We start from the raw sequence: 19,416 nt of genomic DNA on the forward strand, positions 1-19,416 counted from the left end.
CAAGATTTAGATTTTCAGCTTTCATATTTGGGGTATGAGTACTACATATGAAATACAGTAATTAATTTAAATAGAAAGGATGATGGCGTTGTCTAACAATAATTTTAAAGACGATTTTGAACGTAACCGTCAATCAATTGATCCTTCCCATTCTAATGAAGACAAGGGAACAACAGAAGAATCAGACAAGTCAGTTGATTCTAGTGAAACAAACAATCAAGAACCTAAAACGGGAGCAACACATTTTCCTCCTAGAGGATCACAACGTAGACGTCGCAGAAGAAGAGAAACGGCTACTCACAAACAAGAAGAAACTAGTAAACAAGAAGAGGTACATACAGACAATCAACAAAAAGCTGAAGAGAAAAATACTTCTACTGAAAAAAGCGACTCAAAAAATAAAGGGAATAGTGCAGCCGCTGCTAGTGTAGGTGGAGGCATTGTTGGAAAAAAACTTCAACAAAATCATAAAAATGACACTAAATCCCAAAATAATAAAGATGAAGTTGGAAGTTTAGATGATCGTTCAGCTGAATCTTACGATAGTAAAGATAAAAATAATAAAAATAATGAGTCAAATAATACTGGTAAAAAAGCCGCGGCTGCTGGAGCAGCAGGAATAGCAGGTGGAGCTGCTGCTAAGCATCAAGCAGATAAAAATAAAAATAAAAATGAATCAGCTAATAAATCTAAAGAAAGCGACACAAAGAAAAAAGAAACTGACAAAACAGCAAGTGCCGCTGCAGGAAGTACAGCAGCAAAAAATGATAAATCAGTAGACAAACAAGATAATAAAAAAGAATCAGCTAATACAGATAAAAAGGGCAATAAGACTGGAAAAGCAGCTGCTGTGGGTGCTGCTGCAGTCGGCGGAGCTGCTGCTGGTAAAGCAGCTAAAGATCATTCAAATAAAGAAAATAACAAAAAGAATGATAAAAAAGAAAACGAAGATAAGCATACTAAAAATAAAGCTGGAAAAACTGCAGCTGCGGGTACCGCAGCAGGCGCTGCTGGAGCAGCGGGCGCATCTTCTGTAAATGCCTCAAGTAATGGTGGCGGCGGAAATGGCGGTAATGGTTCAGGGAATAATAATGGTCATGAAGATGGCAATAACAATGAACCTAAAAAGTCAGGCGGCTTTAAAAAGTTATTACCATTGTTATTAGGTTTAATTATCATTGCCGCTATTGCTATTTTCGGTGGTATGGCCTTAACAAACCAAGGCGATCACAAGGGTGACAACGATAATAAAACGGCTGACCATTCTAAAAACAATAAAAAAGATGATGCAAAAGATAAATCTTCTGCAAGCAACAAGAAAGATGACAAATCTAAAGATGATGCAAATACATCTGAAGACAACAATGCCCAATCTGATGATTCAGCAAATAACGACAGCAATACTAACGACAATGCAAATTCAAATGATCCTACAGCACAAAATGATGCTAATGGTTCAGATAATATGAATAATCAAAACGGTTATAATCAAGATCAACAAGGTCAGCAAAACCAACAAAATGGTCAATATAATCAAAATAACCAAAACCAAAATACACAAGCACAACAAGGTGGTCAAACACACACTGTTTATGGTAAAGAAAATCTTTATCGTATCGCAATCCGTTATTACGGAGAAGGTACACAAGCAAACGTAGATAAAATCAAACGTGCAAATGGTTTAAACAGTAATAATATTTCAAATGGCCAACAGCTTGTGATTCCACAATAGTATTTTAAAACTCCGCAATGAATATCTAATTTCATTGCGGAGTTTTATTTTTATGGAATACTATACCTTTAAATCAAGTAAAACTCTTTTAAATTTAAATATGACTGATATAATATTAGGGGTGAGTGAAGGAGGACAATACGATGCAAACAGTTGAAAGTATTATTATTGGCGGAGGTCCATGCGGACTAAGTGCTGCAATCGAGCAAAAGAAAAAAGGAATTGAAACGCTAGTGATTGAAAAGGGAAATGTGGTTGAAGCTATTTATAATTACCCGACACATCAAACTTTTTTCTCATCTAGTGACAAATTAAGTATCGGGGATGTGCCTTTTATAGTTGAAGAATATAAACCCCACAGAAATCAAGCGTTAGTTTATTACAGAGAAGTTGTTAAATATCATCAGCTTGATATACATGCGTTTGAAGAGGTCCTCACAGTTAAAAAAATTGGTAAAAGATTTACAATTACAACGACGAAAGATACTTATCAATGCAGATTCCTTACAGTAGCTACTGGCTATTATGGACAACATAATGATTTAGAAGTGGAAGGTGCTAAATTGCCAAAAGTATTCCATTACTTTAAAGAAGCACATCCATATTTTGATCAAAACGTTGTTATAATCGGAGGTAAAAACTCTGCAGTTGATGCTGCACTTGAATTAGAAAAAGCTGGTGCAAATGTCACAGTGTTATATAGGGGTGCAGATTATTCTTCAGCAATTAAACCATGGATTCTACCCAACTTTGAATCCCTTGTGAGACATGAAAAAATTGACATGCATTTTAATGCTGAGGTTACTAAAATCGATGAAGACAGTGTTACTTATATTCAAGATGGTGAAACATACAAAATTCCTAATGACTATGTATTTGCGATGATTGGTTATCATCCAGACTATGAATTCTTACAAAATATTGGGATTGACATCAAAACTAATGAGTATGGTACTGCGCCAGTTTACGATAAAGAAACATATGAAACAAATGTAGATAATTGTTATATTGCAGGTGTAATTGCTGCAGGTAATGATGCCAATACAATATTTATCGAAAATGGTAAATTCCATGGCGGAATCATTGCTCAAAATATTATTGCAAAAAAACAAACACCTCTAGAATCATAACGGAAAAAATCAAAAAGCAGTTACCAGTTGAAGCAAATTGACTGGTAACTGCTTTTTTAAACTTGTGCGTCAAAATATAATTTTAATTGTTTTTCATTAAGATGATTACTTATTGCGACTAATAATTTCAATCGTGCTTTTTGACCATTTAAACCATTTGAGAATATAACTCCGCGTTGTTCTAAATCATAGCCACCGCCTTCATAAGCATAAATAGGACCAACAATCCCATTAAATGAACGCGATACAAGAATTACAGGTATCCCTTTATTCAAACAAGCCATCAATCCTTCAAGAGCTCTTGGAGGTAAGTTACCTTGACCTAACGCTTCAATAACTATACCGTCTACATTTTGTTCACTATAGAATTTAAGGACATCACTTTTCATATCCATGTATGCTTTAACAATTGGTACATATAACTCTGAGTCCACTTTATGCAAAATTTCGTGACTGTATGGACGGTGATGAAACTGCACACTTGTTTTAGTTAAAACACCTAACGGGCCATGGTTCGGACTTTGGAAAGTATTAGTGTTTGACGTATGAGTTTTTGTAACATTTCTTGCAGTATGTATTTCATCATTAAACACAACCATAACACCTTTATCTGATGAATCATTATCAACAGCAACACGCAAAGCAGAAATAAAATTATATAGTCCATCAGAACCGATTTCATTTGAAGAACGCATTGCTCCAGTAATGACAATAGGTTTCTCAGTTTTAGTAGTTAAATCTAATAAGTATGCTGTTTCTTCCAATGTATCAGTTCCATGAGTGATGACGAAACCATCATATTCATTATTTTCACTTGTTTTTTCTATAATGTTTCGTAATTTTACAACATCAGCAATTGTCACATGTGGAGACGGTAAATTGATTGGATTAATCTCAGTTACATCAGCATATCGACTAATAACATCTTGATGTTTTGAGATTGGATTTTGTTCATTTTCAATTACTTTATTTGTTTCATCCTCAGACATGCTTATTGTCCCGCCAGTATGGATAACTAAGATTTTTTTCATAAACAACGCTCCTATATTTTGTATACGTATTTATGATAAAATATATAAGATAAAACGACAAGGAAGGTTTTCTAAATATGAACTTAATTAATATAGCAATTGATGGACCTGCGGCTGCTGGGAAAAGTACAATTGCACGCAGAGTCGCTGAAAGTCATTCAATGATTTATGTTGATACAGGAGCAATGTATCGTGCCATCACATATAAATATTTACAAGAAGGTAAGAATGATGATTTTCAATCTTTAATTGAAGACGTTTCTTTAAAGCTTGTATATGACGAAGATAAAGGGCAACGTGTACTTTTAAATGGCGAAGATATCACTGACTTTCTTCGCTCAAATGAAGTTACGCAAAATGTTTCATACGTTGCTTCAAAAGAACCGGTCAGAACTTTTGCTGTAGAAGTTCAACAACAATTAGCTGCAGAAAAAGGAATTGTGATGGATGGAAGAGATATTGGTACTGTAGTATTACCTGATGCAGAATTAAAAATTTATATGGTAGCTTCTGTGGAAGAGCGTGCCGAACGAAGACAAAAGGAGAATGAAGAACATGGGATTCCTTCCTCTCTAAATGAATTAAAAAAAGAAATTGAAGCACGTGATCATTATGATATGAACAGAGAAATATCTCCACTTCGTAAAGCAGATGATGCCGTAACAGTCAATACAACAGGAAAATCTATAGAACAAGTAACTGAAATTATATCTAATTTGATTGACAAAGTAGAGTCTTAAATATTTTTTTCAATAAATCGGTATAATTATTATTAAAACTGAATATTTGTGGTATATAAGTAGAGAGAATAAATGTACACGGGTACACCATCCAAATATATTTATTACCACAGATATTTAAGAAATTTTTACTATAAAAATGAATAGAGTTAAATTTCTTGACAATTCTGTCAGTTTGTAAGATGTTATAATTATGTAGTGTACAAGGAGGCATACAAGATGACTGAAGAATTCAATGAATCAATGATTAATGAAATCAAAGAAGGAGATAAAATCTCTGGACAAGTCCAAAAAGTCGAAGAAAAACAAGTGATTGTGGATGTCGACGGAGGCAAATTTAGCGGTATCGTTCCAATTAGTCAATTATCAACGCATCATATTGACAGCCCTAACGAAGTGGTGAAAGAAGGGGACGCAGTAGAAGCGTATGTGACTAAAGTGGAAGTTGACGAAGAAAATGAATCAGGTGCATATATCCTTTCAATTCGTCAATTAGAACAAGAGAAGTCTTATGAATATTTACAAGAAAAACAAGATAACAATGAAATTATAGAAGCAAAAGTAACTGAAGTCGTTAAAGGCGGTTTAGTTGTTGATGTAGGACAAAGAGGTTTTGTTCCAGCTTCATTAATTTCTACTGATTTCATTGAAGACTTTTCAAGCTTTGATGGACAAGTACTAGAATTACGAGTTGAAGAACTTGATCCAGCAAATAATCGCGTCATCCTAAGCCGAAAAGCAGTTGAACAAGAAAGAAATGAAGCTAAAAAAGCTGAATTATTATCATCTCTATCAGAAGGAGATGTAATTGAAGGTACAATTGCTCGTCTAACAAACTTTGGTGCTTTTGTTGATATCGGCGGCGTTGATGGTTTAGTTCATGTATCTGAACTTTCTCACGAACATGTTGATAAACCAGAAGACGTTGTATCTGTAGGCGATAAAGTTAATGTAAAAGTGAAATCTGTCGAACAAGATTCTGAACGCATTTCACTTTCTATTAAAGATACTTTACCTAGTCCTTTTGAAAGCATTAAAGGTGAAATCAACGCTAATTCAATTATTGAAGGACGTGTAGTACGTTTAACTGATTTCGGTGCATTCGTTGAGATTGCAGCTGGCGTTCAAGGACTCGTTCATATCTCAGAAATCAGCCGTAAGCATATCGGCACACCAAGTGAAGTACTTGAACCAAACCAAGAAGTCACTGTTAAAGTTTTAAGCATCGATGAAGAAAATGAACGTATTTCATTATCAATCAAAGCTGCATTACCTGAAGAAGAGGTATTGCAAATTGATGATGATGAATCTCGTGATTATATCGAAAACAACGATGACGATGACAATCCTACTTTAGGTGAAGTATTCGGTGACAAATTAAAAAACCTTAAATTTTAAGGTTTGATTTATTAAATTATGCCAAGACTGTAGACAGTGTATATTTATTGTGCGCGTCTCAGTCTTGGCTTTTTTTGATTTCAATTAATCTTTTGCTTTAAATAGCGCATGTGATAAAATTAATTAGATATATTAAAGAGAGGAAGTTAGCTTATGACTAAACCTGTTGTAGCAATTGTTGGTCGTCCAAATGTAGGAAAATCGACAATTTTCAATAGAATCGTCGGCGAGCGTGTCTCAATTGTTGAAGATACACCTGGTGTAACAAGAGACCGTATTTATTCTAGTGGAGAATGGCTGACACATGATTTCAACGTTATCGATACTGGCGGTATCGAATTAACTGATGCACCATTCCAAACTCAGATTAGAGCGCAAGCTGAAATTGCTATTGATGAAGCTGATGTAATAATTTTTATGGTCAATCAAAGAGAAGGTTTGACACAAACTGATGAAATGATTGCCCAAATGCTATATAAAACCAATAAACCAGTTGTTTTAGCTGTTAATAAAGTTGATAATCCAGAAATGCGTACAGATATTTACGACTTCTATGCATTAGGATTCGGTGAACCATTCCCAATTTCAGGATCACACGGTTTAGGATTAGGGGATTTATTAGATGAAGTTGCAAATAACTTCAAAGATGAAGAAGACGATGAATACGATGAAGATACAATTAAATTATCCCTAATTGGTCGACCTAACGTTGGAAAATCAAGCCTTGTAAACGCCATTTTAGGTGAAGACCGTGTCATTGTTTCTAATATTGCCGGCACAACGCGAGATGCAATTGATACCGAATATTCATATGAAGACCAAGACTACGTGTTAATTGACACTGCTGGTATGAGAAAGAAAGGTAAAGTATACGAATCTACCGAAAAATATTCTGTTCTACGTGCACTCAAAGCTATTGAAAGATCTAACGTAGTTTTAGTTGTACTTGACGCAGAAGAAGGAATCATTGAACAAGATAAACGAGTTGCAGGGTATGCTCATGAAGAAGGTAAAGCAGTCGTTATTGTGGTAAATAAATGGGATACATTGGAAAAAGATAGTAAAACAATGAAAAAATTCGAAGACAAAGTCCGTCAAGAATTCCAATTTTTAGACTATGCTCCAATCGCGTTTGTGTCAGCTAAAGAAAAACAACGTTTACGTACGTTATTCCCACTTATAAAAGAAGCTAGTGAGAATCATAAAAAACGTGTTCAAAGTTCCACTCTTAATGAGGTTATTACTGATGCAATTTCTATGAATCCAACACCTACAGATAAAGGCAGAAGATTAAAAGTCTTCTATGCAACGCAAGTAGCAATAGAACCACCTACATTTGTAGTATTTGTTAATGATGCAGAATTGATGCACTTTTCATACAAACGATATTTAGAAAATCAAATTAGAGATGCATTCGGATTTGAAGGTACACCAATACGAATTATTCCGAGAAAAAGAAACTAGTGATTCAAAATTTTGGGAGGATGATTTTATGAGTAAAGTCGCCGTATTCGGCATGGGCAGCTTTGGTACAGCTCTTGCCAATGTGCTTGCACAAAACGGTCACGATGTCTTAATGTGGGGGAAAAACAAACAAAGTATTGATGAGTTGAATCAGTACCATAGTAACTCGCGTTATTTAAACGGGGCGCAATTAGATACATCTATTAGAGCAACATCCAATCTAGATGAAGCCGTTAATTTTTCAGATACTTATTTAATTGCATTACCTACAAAAGCCATTAGAGAAGTCATTAAAAATATAGATTCACTATTAGATTCTAAAAAAGTGTTCATACATGTCGCGAAGGGGATTGAAAATGCTACTTTCAAACGTGTTTCTGAGATGATTCAAGATTCACTTTCTCCTGAACATAATGGAGGAATCGGAGTCTTGTCAGGACCGAGCCATGCTGAGGAAGTAGTTATTCAACAACCAACTACAGTAGCTGCCTCTTCTCCAGATCCTAAAGTCAGCAAACTGATTCAAGATCTTTTCATGAATGATTACTTACGTGTTTATACAAATGACGATTTAGTCGGTGTAGAACTTGGCGGCGCATTAAAAAATATCATTGCTGTAGCAAGCGGTATCGTATCAGGTATGGGATTCGGTGATAATGCTAAAGCTGCTTTGATGACTAGAGGGCTTGCAGAAATAAGCCGTTTAGGTGAAGAATTAGGTGCCGATCCTATGACATTTTTAGGTTTAGGCGGCATTGGTGATCTAATCGTAACATGTACATCCACACATTCACGAAACTATACACTCGGATTTAAAATTGGCCAGGGCAAAACAGTTGATGAAGCACTTTCGGAAATGAACATGGTGGCAGAAGGTTTTTATACAACTGAATCTGTATATCATTTAGCAAAACAAAGAAATATTGAGATGCCTATTACTTCCGCACTTTATGGTGTATTATTTGAACAAGTGCCATTAGATGAAAGCTTAAAGCTATTAATGGGAAGAGATAAGAAGTCAGAATAAATACCATATTATTTTCCATATATAGTATAATTACACATAGACTGGCAAAAATCCTTATAAATCGCGGTTTTGCGCTTATAAATGATTGCGATTGCTACAGCCCTTGTGTTAAAGTCATACCATAATGATATAACAATATCATTACCAAACCCTTGGGGAGGTGACTCATAATGAACAAAACAGACTTAATTAACGCTGTTGCAGAACAAGCTGAATTAACAAAAAAAGAAGCTGGTTTAGCAGTTGATGCTGTATTCGAATCAATTCAAAACTCATTATCTAAAGGTGAAAAAGTACAATTGATCGGTTTCGGTAACTTCGAAGTACGCGAACGCGCTGCCCGTAAAGGTCGCAACCCGCAAACTGGTAAAGAAATTGATATTCCAGCTAGTAAAGTTCCAGCATTCAAAGCTGGTAAAGCATTGAAAGATGCAGTTAAATAATGGAATAAATACTTAAAAGAAAAGCCCTCTTCGGGGCTTTTCTTTTTATCTTTAAAATTATAGAAAAAATACATATACATAGAAAATGCCGTTTATAGAATTACTTTGATTGAAAAACTCTAAAAACCAGAATAAAACCGTCAGCTGAACAAAAGTGATTTTATTTTTGTTTATATAATGTTAAGATAATTATTGATTAATAACGTGAGGTGCAGACATGGATTCAACATTAAGTACATTAAAAAACCAAATACAACAAAAACTTAATGGCATACATAGTCATGAACCAATTCATTACAATCAACAATTGGCTCATGTACTTGATGAACAAAACATTCCGATTCAAACAAAATTGGCATGCCTCGCGATAGATACATCTATGAGTCATCTCGATTCTATTTCCGGCAATAATTTGTCTAAGAATGCAATATTAATCGGAGATTTAATTAGTGCGCATTTTTATACTCTTACTGCTGAAATTAATGATTCAGCATATCTAGAAGCAATGAGCAGTGCAATTATAAAAGTGAATGAATTTAAAACTTCATTACACTATAAACAACTAGATAGAGAAAAAATTAAAGATGCAATTCTTTACATCGAAACTATATTTCCGACGATTACCATTCAACATTTCAAACCGCAATCAGACTTAAGCGGTATTACAGAAAGTTTAACAGTGTATGCTGCCGAAAATCATCCAGCGTATTTAAAAGAATATTCAGAAACAGAACTCAATCAAATTTTTGAAGAAATGAATAGTAACATAAAACAAAGTAGAGGTAATTAAAATGGCTAAAAATAAAGCAGAAAAAGAGAAAGTCCATAAAGTATTTCAAAACATATCTACAAATTACGATAAACTAAATAACATCATCAGCTTTGAACAACATAAAGTTTGGCGTAAACGTGTTATGAAGTCAATGCAAGTTAAAAAAGGAAGCAAAGCTTTAGACGTATGTTGTGGTACTGCGGACTGGACAATTGCATTAAGTAAAGCTGTTGGTCCTACAGGAGAAGTAATTGGATTAGATTTCAGTGAAAATATGCTGAAAGTTGGAGAAGAAAAGACTAAAAATATGTCTAATATTCAACTTGTACAAGGTGATGCAATGGATTTACCTTTTGACGATAATGAATTTGATTATGTCACTATAGGTTTTGGACTCAGAAACATTCCTGACTATGTAATTGCCTTAAAAGAGATGAATCGTGTACTAAAACCAGGTGGAATGGCTGTATGTTTAGAAACAAGTCAACCAACCATTCCTGTTTTCAAACAAGGTTATCAACTTTATTTTAAATTTATAATGCCAATTTTTGGTAAATTATTTGCTAAATCAAAAGAGGAATATGAGTGGTTACAACAATCTGCATTCAACTTCCCAGATCGTGATGAACTAAAAGCACTTTTTCAACTTGCTGGATTTAAAAATGTTGAAATCAAAAGCTTTACTGGCGGGGTAGCAGCGATGCATTTAGGATATAAGGAAAAAGAAACAGCAAAAGGTGATTAATGTGGATAAGTTGAACATTAATAGAGAGATTAAGAAAATTGAAAAAGAATTAAAAAATACTATAAAAAGTAGTAACCCTATCTTAGAAGAAGCGTCTTTGCATCTACTATCATCAGGTGGTAAAAGAGTCCGTCCTTCATTTGTTATATTAAGTAGTGAGTATGGCGTAGACCCTCGAAACGAAGATACTTATAAAATAGCTGTTTCTTTGGAACTTATTCATATGGCTACATTAGTTCATGATGATGTCATTGATCGTAGTGATAAAAGAAGAGGGCGTCTTACAATTAGTAAAAAATGGGATCAAGAAACTGCCATTTTAACCGGCAACTACTTATTGGCACTGGCACTTAATAATATTTCTTCAATTCAAGATAAAAGAATACATATGATTTTATCGAATGCTATTGTAGATGTGTGCAGAGGTGAATTGTTCCAATTCCAAGACCAATTCAATAGTAATCAAACCATTACAAATTATTTACGTAGGATTAATCGTAAAACAGCCTTGCTGATACAACTTGCAACTGAGCTTGGAGCATTGTCTGCGAATGCAGATTTAAAGACTGCTAATAAACTAAAACGTATAGGCCATTATATTGGAATGAGCTTTCAAATTGTAGATGATGTATTAGATTTTACAAGCACCGAAAAACAACTTGGCAAACCTGTCGGCAGTGATTTAATGAACGGACATCTTACATTGCCGGTGCTTTTAGAAACGAGAAAAAACCCTCAATTCAAAGCAGTGATTAAATCTTTAAGTCCTAGTAGTCCAAAAGAAGACTTTGACTACTGTGTTGATTATATTCGAACATCAGAAAGCATAAAAACTTCAAAAGAAATCAGTAAGCATTATCTCAATAAGGCTCTAAAAATTTTGGATGAACTTGAAATCAGTCCAGCATCCTCTTGGTTTAAAAAACTAATCAAACGTATGGAATCTCGAAACGCTTGATAAATCAGGCAAATAATTATTGAAAGCGTTTCACTAAACTGTTAAAATTATATTGTATTTAATTTAACGCATCAAAATACACAATTATTCAGGAGGATTTGAGAAATGGAAAGAACTTTTCTAATGATTAAACCAGACGGCGTACAACGCAAATTAGTTGGTGAAATCATCACTCGTTTAGAGAAAAAAGGATTAAAACTTGTTGGCGGGAAATTTATGACTGTTTCCAAAGAAAAAGCAGAAACACATTATGGTGAACATGCTGATAAGCCATTCTACGAAGGTTTAGTTTCATTCATTACTTCAGCACCAGTATTTGCTATGGTAGTAGAAGGAGATAACGTAGTAGAAGTAACAAGAAATATGATTGGTAAAACAAATCCAACTGAAGCAGCACCAGGCACTATCAGAGGTGACTTAGGACTTACTGTAGGGCGTAATGTGATTCATGGATCAGATTCAGTTGAATCTGCTAAGAGAGAAATCAGCCTTTGGTTCGAACCTAATGAACTAAGTGTTTACACTGCAAACGACGAAGAATGGTTATACGAAAATTAATATAAAGTATACATTTAAAAATTCATTTTATCCAAATAAACCAGATTGAAATTTTCTATTTCAATCTGGTTTATTTTTTCACTTAATTTCCATAAAGTTATCAAAAGATTCTAAATCCTTCGTCTTTTATAAAAATTTTTTGTACTTCATACTTTTTACCTATGATATGATAAAGGGTATACTTAATAATAGTAACTTAAAATATTGAATGGAGTGAAAGCGTAATGAGATTTTTAACATCGGGAGAATCCCATGGTCCTCAATTAACAGTTATCATAGAAGGTGTTCCTGCCAATTTAAAAATTACCGCAGAGGACATAAATGAAGAGATGTTTAAACGTCAAGGTGGATATGGACGCGGTAGAAGAATGAAAATTGAAAAAGATGCAGTCGAAATTGTATCCGGCGTTAGAAATGGATATACGCTTGGCAGTCCAGTAACAATTGTAGTAACAAATGATGACTTCACACACTGGAGAAACATTATGGGTGTTGCACCTATTTCTGAAGAAGAACAAGAACAAATGAAACGTACTATTTCTAAACCACGCCCTGGGCATGCGGATTTAATCGGAGGTATTAAATATAACCACCGTGACTTAAGAAACGTATTAGAACGTTCATCAGCACGTGAAACGGCTGCAAGAGTTGCTGTAGGCGCTGTTTGCAAAATCTTATTAAAACAACTTGGCATAAATGTATTAAGTCGTGTTGTCGAAATCGGAGGTATCAAAGATGATACAGATTACGATTTAGAGACTATAAAAAAACATGAAGACAGTAATGATGTACGTGTTGTAAATGAAGATATCGCACAAGAAATCAGAGACAAAATTGATCAAGCCAAAAAAGACGGAGATTCTTTAGGAGGCGTTGTACAAGTCATTGTAGAAAATATGCCAGTAGGTGTTGGAAGTTATGTACACTATGACCGTAAACTTGATGGTAGAATCGCTCAAGGTGTAGTAGGTATCAATGCCTTTAAAGGTGTAAGCTTTGGTGAAGGTTTTAAAGCAGCTGAAAAACCAGGAAGTCAAATTCAAGATCCAATTCTTTATAATGAAACAGAAGGTTACACACGTGCTTCTAATCATTTAGGAGGTTTAGAAGGTGGTATGAGTAATGGTATGCCTATCATCGTAAATGGTGTAATGAAACCTATACCTACTTTATATAAACCGTTAGCCTCAGTTGACATTGAAACTAAAGAACCGTTTAAAGCTACAATAGAACGTTCGGACAGCTGTGCTGTGCCTGCTGCTAGTATTGTATGTGAGCATGCTGTTGCATTTGAAATTACAAAGACATTAGTAGAAGAGTTTCAATCTAACTATATGGAACAGTTGCAACAACAAGTTGACGAGAGACGCTTGCGCAATATTGAATTTTAAAAAAGGTGATTTCAAATGGAATTAATGACAACTTATAAAAGTAATAACTATCCAATTATAATAAAAAATAATGCGACTACAGAATTAAAAGATTTACTTTCACCATATCGAGACGTTGTATTTATTGTAGATAAAAATGTTGAGCATGCACTTCCAGAAAAAATTCAACAGGCACTATCTTCTGCTAGTTCAGACCAATTTACACATCTATTAAAAGTCGAGGGCAATGAAACAACTAAAACTTTTCCTGTTTATCAACAAATTGTGGAAGAACTATTAGAACAGAGTATTACAAGAAACACTTGTATTGTTGCAATTGGTGGCGGTGTCACAGGAGATTTTGCAGGTTTTGTTGCTGCAACTCTTTTAAGAGGAGTAGACTTTATTCAGGTACCTACAACTATATTAGCGCACGATTCAAGTGTTGGTGGAAAAGTGGGGATAAATACACCACAAGGAAAAAATTTAGTAGGTGCTTTTTATCGTCCAACAGCAGTTTTATATGATTTAGAGTTTTTGAACACATTACCTTATACAGAAATATCTAGCGGGTACGCTGAAGTATATAAACATGCACTATTAAACGGTAAAGATGCTCAATTAGAAATTGAAACTGCTTTTCCTAATAAAGAAGCGTTAGAATCACTTGAAAATTTAGATGAATTTTTACTCAAAGGTATTCAAACAAAATTAAATATAGTACTAGAAGATGAACATGAACAAGGAAAACGTAAGTTTTTGAATTTAGGCCATACATTTGGACATGCGATAGAATATAACCAAAAAATACCTCATGGGCATGCTGTTATAATCGGTATTTTATATCAATTCATTGTTGCAAATGAATTGTTAAATACACAGTATGACATTATGCACTATATTAACTATTTCAAAAACTTGAATTATCCTATTGAAATAGTCTTAAACAGCAACTTTAATTCATTATTATCATTAATGTCTAAAGACAAGAAAAATGATAAATCCGGTATTCAAATGGTATTATTAAAAGATATCGGAAACCCTGAAGTTACGCATGTTAATGACGAAATACTCGAGAAGTCTTTTGAAACATTACAAAATTACCTAAAGTGAGTGAAATGAATGACTAAAACTGAAACAATTAAGTTACAAGGTCCTTTAAAAGGGGAATTTGAGGTTCCAGGTGATAAATCAATGACTCACCGTGCAATCATGTTAAGCTCTTTGGCCGAAGGGCAATCTATAATAACAAAACCGCTTCTAGCTGAAGATTGTTTAAGAACGATGAAAATCTTTGAATTGTTGGGCGTTGAATTTGAAGTTAAAGATGATAAAGTAATTGTCACTTCGCCTGGTTATAAAAACTTTAAAACTCCGCATCAAACTTTATATACTGGCAACTCAGGGACCACTACACGCATTATGGCAGGCTTATTAAGCGGTCTAGGAATCCAGTCAGTACTATCAGGTGACGAATCCATTGGAAAACGTCCAATGAATCGGGTAATTGATCCGTTAAAAGAAATGGGTGCTTCAATTACAGGCATAGAAAATAACTATACACCACTTGTAATAAATCCATCTGAAATACATGGTATTGACTACAAAATGCCTGTTGCTAGCGCACAAGTAAAAAGCGCAATCTTGTTTGCGAGTTTATTTTCTAAAAGTGCTTCAGCAATAACAGAAATCGGCATTACAAGAAATCATACTGAGACAATGTTTGAGCACTATCACATCCCGCTAAAAATCAGCGGCACTGTGATTAAAACTATTCCAGAATCAATTACATCGATTAAAGCCGAAGACTTTACAGTACCAGGAGATATTTCATCAGCAGCATTATTTATAGTCGCCGCTTTGATTACACCTGGCAGTGATATCACTATCCATAATGTAGGCATGAATTCGACACGTTCGGGTATTATTGATATCGTAAAAGAAATGAAGGGGAATATTGAAATTATTAACCAAACAAGTACTTCAGAACCTACTGCATCTATCAGAATACAATATACTCCTGATTTGCAACCTGCAGAGCTATCTGGAGAACTTATTACGCGTGCAATTGATGAAATACCGATAGTAGCACTTTTATGTACGCAAGCAAAAGGTTCAAGTGTTATCAAAGATGCTGAAGAGTTGAAGTATAAAGAAACAAACCGTATTGAAACAACATCAGACGAACTAGGTTTGCTTGGATTCGAAGTACATCCGACTAATGACGGTTTTATTATTCACCCCTCAAAATTTGAACATGCTGCATCAGTAAGTTCATATACCGATCATCGCATCGGCATGACCCTTGCTATTGCATCTTTATTAAGTGATGAAGCATTAGCAATTAAAAACTTTGATTCAGTTAATACTTCTTTCCCTGAATTCTTACCGTTATTAAAATCGATTTCACAGAAAGGATAATATTATGGAAGACACAAATAAATTAATCGATGATATACACCTGCAAAAAATAGATAATCTGGATAGTCGAGTTGAAGAAGCGATTACAACATCAGATGATGATACATTATTTTTATTAGGTGAAACATTATATAATTATGGATTAACCCCTCAAGGATTAGAAGTATTCCGTGCATTATATAATAAATTCCCTGATGAAACTGAACTTTTGAGTTACTTTATAGAAGGATTAATTGCAGAGGATAAGACAGATGAAGCATTAGAATATCTGAGCCAAGCTGATCTATCAACTGAAAGATTAATGCTAGAAGCTGATTTATACCAACAAATAAACATGTTAGAAGTAGCTATCGATAAAATAGAAGAAGCTATTGAACTTGAACAAAATGACCCAGTTCTACACTTTGCACTAGCTGAATTAATGTATTTTGATGGTCAGTATTTACGTGCTTCAGCAGAATATGAAACTGTACTTGAAACAGGTGAATACATGGTAAACGGCGTGAATCTATATGCACGTATGGCAGATAGTGCCTTGCAGAGCGGTAATTATGATGATGCTGTTAAGCTTTATGAAGAAATCTCAGAACAAGATATGACCTCTGAAGATTATATGAAGAAAGCCTTAGCATATGAAAAAAATGACTTATTGCAAGAAGCTGTTAAAATTATGGGTACATTAATGGATAAAGATCCAGACTTCATGCAAGGTTATTATTATATTCAACAACTATACTTACAACAAAAAGATTATAAATCAGCAATCGAAGTAGGTAAAGAAGGCTTACGTTTAAATCAATTTTATAAAGAATTAATGTTATCTACTGGTAAAATAGAAATCGATCATGGCGATCAGCAAAATGGTATTGAGTTGTTACTAAAAGCACTTGAATTAGACAGTTCTTATCAAGAACCTTTAATTGAATTAAGTAGTTTGTATCGAACACAAGAAAACAATGAAGGTATTATTTCGTTGATGCAATTTGCTAATGAAGATGATTTAGATCCTAGATTCATGTGGAATTTAGCTTATGCATTAGGAGCAGAAGAAAGAGATAAAGAAGCACAACATTTCTTCGATATGGCAAAACCAACCTATGAAAATAATCCTGATTTTCTTGGCGACTATTACTTCTTCTTGATTGAAACAGGACAAATTGAACAAGCAAAAGCATTGTTGCCGAAATTATTAGAATTAGATCCAAATAACGAAGAATGGCAACAAGAAGCAGAACGTCTTCAACTTTATTAAGATGTTGGTGAAGCAAATATGATTGATAAAGAAAGTCTCAATTTAAAGAAAAAGAACTTTATTGAATATTTATTATTTCAATATAAGTTTAAATCTAGAATAAGCGTATGGTTACTTAATCTAATAAAATCTGATGTTGAACGATTAGATGATATATATTTTGTAGACCAATCTATACCCAATCATCATACATTAGAAATATCTGTTGTCGATACAGAAAAAATAGCAATTCAATATTACGATAAACAAGTAGATTATAGAAATACCAATGAGATATTCAGACATATTGCTTATGAAAAACCTAAATTCGATATTAAAATCAATTTGCCGCATAGAGATATCAGATTAGACGAAATACTCTTGTCACAATTATTACTTTCTCCTGACTATTCATTGCACCTCCATGATTTATATGCTGTCACTATGACACCGCAAGCTGAAATATCGTTGATGAATAGGTTGCAAAATACGATTGATATTAGCTTGCAGATACATGACTCTGAATATTTCTATAGATTGTCTCATTTATTAAATACACTTAAAGCAAGATCAATCAATTTCCCAACAAAGGATTGAAATTATGACATTATCAAATTGGTGGAGATGGGCGATTTATTCTCGCCCATTTCTTTTGTTTGCATTATTGTGCAATATATTAGGAACGATATATGGTTATATATGGTATGGAAGTCAATTAAAAACTGCACCTTGGTATTTCCAAATTTTTATACCTGACAGTCCTACAGCATCCTTATTTTTATGTATTGCTTTGATTTTTTTATTACTTGGAAAAAACAATTCTATTATAGAAGCGTTAGCATTTATGACGCTCATAAAATATGGTGTGTGGGCTGTAGTCATGAATCTTATACTATTTTATCAATACGATGAGATTTCTATTAACGGGATGATGTTGCTGATTTCACATGGTATTATGGCTTTAGAAGCTATTATATTCTACCCAAGATTTAAAATAAGTTTATTTGGCGGAATCATATCAATACTTTGGATTTTTCATAATGATTTAATAGATTACGTTTTCATGCAGTTTCCATTTTATCCATTTATAGATTCTCATCTAGAGCTAGTAGCCTATATTGCTTTTATTTTAAGCAGCGTTAGTATATTATTATACTTCTACTTAGGGAAATGGACTCAACACATATTGTTTGACCAATCTTTACGTTCTCAGTAAAATAATGTTATAAAGGAGTGAGAATTTTGTCTTTCATTAGTCTTATTATTTATTTTGCTATATTAATGATTTTACCGCTTTGGGCTCAGCACAAAGTTAAATCAACTTATGAAAAATATTCACAAGTTCGTTCTACAAGCGGCAAAACTGGACGAGAAGTGGCTGAAGAAATTTTAAACGCCAATGGTATAAATGATGTAGAAGTTTTAGAAGGCGAAGGTTTCTTATCAGACCATTATGACCCATCTAAAAAAGTAATTCGTTTATCTCCTGCGAACTACAGTCGTCCAAGTGTTGCTGCCACAGCTGTAGCAGCGCATGAAGTGGGACATGCAATTCAACATCAGCAAGGATATTTCTTCCTTCGCTTCAGAAATGCTTTATTCCCATTAGCAAATATCGGCAGTAATTTATCATATCTATTAATCATGGCTGGTATCATTTTGACATCTATGCAGATGGCAATTGGTTCTACAGCATTATGGATTGGTATTTTCTTAATGGCATTTGCTGTATTATTCTCGATTATTACATTGCCTGTTGAATTCGATGCAAGTAAACGCGCAATGCGAAATATTGAAGCGTTGCATATTGTAAATGATAAAGAATATAAACATGCGCGCAAAGTTCTAACTGCAGCTGCAATGACTTATGTTGCTTCAACTGCAGTAGCTGTAGCTGAATTATTAAGATTTATCTTAATAGCTCGTTCTAGTGATAATTAAACTTATTAATATAATGAGACCTTGTCGATAATTCGGCAAGGTTTTTTTGTTGCTTGAAATCCGCTAAAAATGCATAACTAAAAAATATGAGATATACTATAAATAATAGAATTAGGAGATGATTGAAATGAAAACAATGGAAGAAATGCAAAAAGAAGTTGATCAATACATCGGTCAATTTAAAGCAGGGTATTTTTCACCTTTAGCTAACTTAGCACGTTTAACAGAAGAAGTAGGCGAATTAGCTAGGGAAATCAATCATGTCTACGGTGAAAAGAAAAAGAAAGACACAGAAGAAGAAAATACCATCAAAGCTGAGTTAGGTGATAATTTATTTGTGCTACTATGTATCGCAAATTCACTTGATATTGATATGACAGAAAGTTTCAATGAAACAATGCATAAATTCAATATACGTGATAAAAATCGCTTTGAACGTAAATGATGGTATACAA

The 19,416-nt window shown here is 33.9% G+C and carries 20 protein-coding genes; 19 read left to right on the plus strand and 1 reads right to left on the minus strand.

What is annotated here, in order from left to right:
* Positions 1 to 88: 88 nt before the first annotated feature.
* Together A4G25_RS01910 and ypdA are read left to right on the plus strand one after the other, a co-directional pair.
* Positions 89 to 1,732 (plus strand): LysM peptidoglycan-binding domain-containing protein, encoded by a 1,644-nt coding sequence (locus A4G25_RS01910; RefSeq protein ID WP_047131044.1) that lies wholly within the window; start codon positions 89 to 91, stop codon positions 1,730 to 1,732.
* 143 nt (positions 1,733 to 1,875) lie between these two features.
* A complete protein-coding gene (gene ypdA / locus A4G25_RS01915) occupies positions 1,876 to 2,862 on the plus strand; it encodes a bacillithiol disulfide reductase YpdA (protein WP_047131045.1) in 987 nt (328 codons plus the stop codon).
* A gap of 56 nt (positions 2,863 to 2,918) precedes the next feature.
* On the opposite strand, the gene A4G25_RS01920 is transcribed toward ypdA, so the two are convergent.
* Positions 2,919 to 3,893, minus strand: a complete 975-nt coding sequence (locus tag A4G25_RS01920) for an asparaginase (RefSeq protein ID WP_047131046.1) — start codon at positions 3,891 to 3,893, stop codon at positions 2,919 to 2,921.
* Between the two features lie 77 nt (positions 3,894 to 3,970).
* On the opposite strand from A4G25_RS01920, the gene cmk reads away from it, so the two are divergent.
* The 17 genes from cmk to A4G25_RS02005 all read left to right on the plus strand — a co-directional run bounded on the left by cmk (position 3,971) and on the right by A4G25_RS02005 (position 19,406).
* Entirely contained in the window at positions 3,971 to 4,633 is a 663-nt protein-coding gene (gene cmk / locus A4G25_RS01925) for a (d)CMP kinase (RefSeq protein WP_047131047.1), read from the plus strand.
* Between the two features lie 219 nt (positions 4,634 to 4,852).
* Positions 4,853 to 6,031 carry a 30S ribosomal protein S1 gene (rpsA, locus tag A4G25_RS01930; protein ID WP_047131048.1) on the plus strand — a complete coding sequence of 393 codons (1,179 nt, stop codon included), beginning with the start codon at positions 4,853 to 4,855 and terminating at the stop codon, positions 6,029 to 6,031.
* A gap of 153 nt (positions 6,032 to 6,184) precedes the next feature.
* Positions 6,185 to 7,495, plus strand: coding sequence for a ribosome biogenesis GTPase Der (gene der, locus A4G25_RS01935; protein WP_047131049.1), 1,311 nt, complete (start codon positions 6,185 to 6,187; stop codon positions 7,493 to 7,495).
* Positions 7,496 to 7,523: 28 nt separating this feature from the next.
* Positions 7,524 to 8,522, plus strand: coding sequence for an NAD(P)H-dependent glycerol-3-phosphate dehydrogenase (locus A4G25_RS01940; protein ID WP_047131050.1), 999 nt, complete (start codon positions 7,524 to 7,526; stop codon positions 8,520 to 8,522).
* A gap of 170 nt (positions 8,523 to 8,692) precedes the next feature.
* Complete coding sequence (locus A4G25_RS01945; RefSeq protein WP_047131051.1) at positions 8,693 to 8,965, plus strand: HU family DNA-binding protein; 273 nt, start codon at positions 8,693 to 8,695, stop codon at positions 8,963 to 8,965.
* Between the two features lie 217 nt (positions 8,966 to 9,182).
* Positions 9,183 to 9,755 carry a heptaprenyl pyrophosphate synthase subunit A gene (locus A4G25_RS01950; protein ID WP_047131052.1) on the plus strand — a complete coding sequence of 191 codons (573 nt, stop codon included), beginning with the start codon at positions 9,183 to 9,185 and terminating at the stop codon, positions 9,753 to 9,755.
* Position 9,756: 1 nt separating this feature from the next.
* Positions 9,757 to 10,482 (plus strand): demethylmenaquinone methyltransferase, encoded by a 726-nt coding sequence (locus tag A4G25_RS01955; protein WP_047131053.1) that lies wholly within the window; start codon positions 9,757 to 9,759, stop codon positions 10,480 to 10,482.
* Position 10,483: 1 nt separating this feature from the next.
* Complete coding sequence (locus A4G25_RS01960) at positions 10,484 to 11,440, plus strand: polyprenyl synthetase family protein (RefSeq protein WP_047131054.1); 957 nt, start codon at positions 10,484 to 10,486, stop codon at positions 11,438 to 11,440.
* 105 nt (positions 11,441 to 11,545) lie between these two features.
* Positions 11,546 to 11,998, plus strand: coding sequence for a nucleoside-diphosphate kinase (ndk, locus tag A4G25_RS01965; RefSeq protein WP_047131055.1), 453 nt, complete (start codon positions 11,546 to 11,548; stop codon positions 11,996 to 11,998).
* 224 nt (positions 11,999 to 12,222) lie between these two features.
* Positions 12,223 to 13,389: a chorismate synthase gene (gene aroC / locus A4G25_RS01970; RefSeq protein ID WP_047131056.1), complete on the plus strand. Its 1,167-nt coding sequence runs from the start codon at positions 12,223 to 12,225 to the stop codon at positions 13,387 to 13,389.
* 15 nt (positions 13,390 to 13,404) lie between these two features.
* Positions 13,405 to 14,481 carry a 3-dehydroquinate synthase gene (aroB, locus tag A4G25_RS01975; protein WP_047131057.1) on the plus strand — a complete coding sequence of 359 codons (1,077 nt, stop codon included), beginning with the start codon at positions 13,405 to 13,407 and terminating at the stop codon, positions 14,479 to 14,481.
* Positions 14,482 to 14,490: 9 nt separating this feature from the next.
* The gene (aroA, locus tag A4G25_RS01980; protein WP_047131058.1) at positions 14,491 to 15,789 is read left to right on the plus strand and encodes a 3-phosphoshikimate 1-carboxyvinyltransferase; all 1,299 of its coding nucleotides are present in this window, start codon (positions 14,491 to 14,493) and stop codon (positions 15,787 to 15,789) included.
* Positions 15,790 to 15,793: 4 nt separating this feature from the next.
* On the plus strand, positions 15,794 to 17,041 hold the full coding sequence (locus A4G25_RS01985) for a tetratricopeptide repeat protein (RefSeq protein WP_047131059.1): 1,248 nt from the start codon (positions 15,794 to 15,796) through the stop codon (positions 17,039 to 17,041).
* A gap of 18 nt (positions 17,042 to 17,059) precedes the next feature.
* Positions 17,060 to 17,617, plus strand: a complete 558-nt coding sequence (locus A4G25_RS01990) for a YpiB family protein (protein ID WP_047131060.1) — start codon at positions 17,060 to 17,062, stop codon at positions 17,615 to 17,617.
* A gap of 4 nt (positions 17,618 to 17,621) precedes the next feature.
* Positions 17,622 to 18,236 carry a DUF1405 domain-containing protein gene (locus A4G25_RS01995; RefSeq protein WP_047131061.1) on the plus strand — a complete coding sequence of 205 codons (615 nt, stop codon included), beginning with the start codon at positions 17,622 to 17,624 and terminating at the stop codon, positions 18,234 to 18,236.
* Between the two features lie 26 nt (positions 18,237 to 18,262).
* Complete coding sequence (locus A4G25_RS02000) at positions 18,263 to 18,961, plus strand: zinc metallopeptidase (RefSeq protein WP_047131062.1); 699 nt, start codon at positions 18,263 to 18,265, stop codon at positions 18,959 to 18,961.
* Positions 18,962 to 19,088: 127 nt separating this feature from the next.
* Positions 19,089 to 19,406: a nucleotide pyrophosphohydrolase gene (locus tag A4G25_RS02005; RefSeq protein WP_047131063.1), complete on the plus strand. Its 318-nt coding sequence runs from the start codon at positions 19,089 to 19,091 to the stop codon at positions 19,404 to 19,406.
* The last annotated feature ends 10 nt before the right edge of the window (positions 19,407 to 19,416 follow it).

The organism is Staphylococcus condimenti, from assembly GCF_001618885.1.
GTDB lineage: Bacteria > Bacillota > Bacilli > Staphylococcales > Staphylococcaceae > Staphylococcus > Staphylococcus condimenti.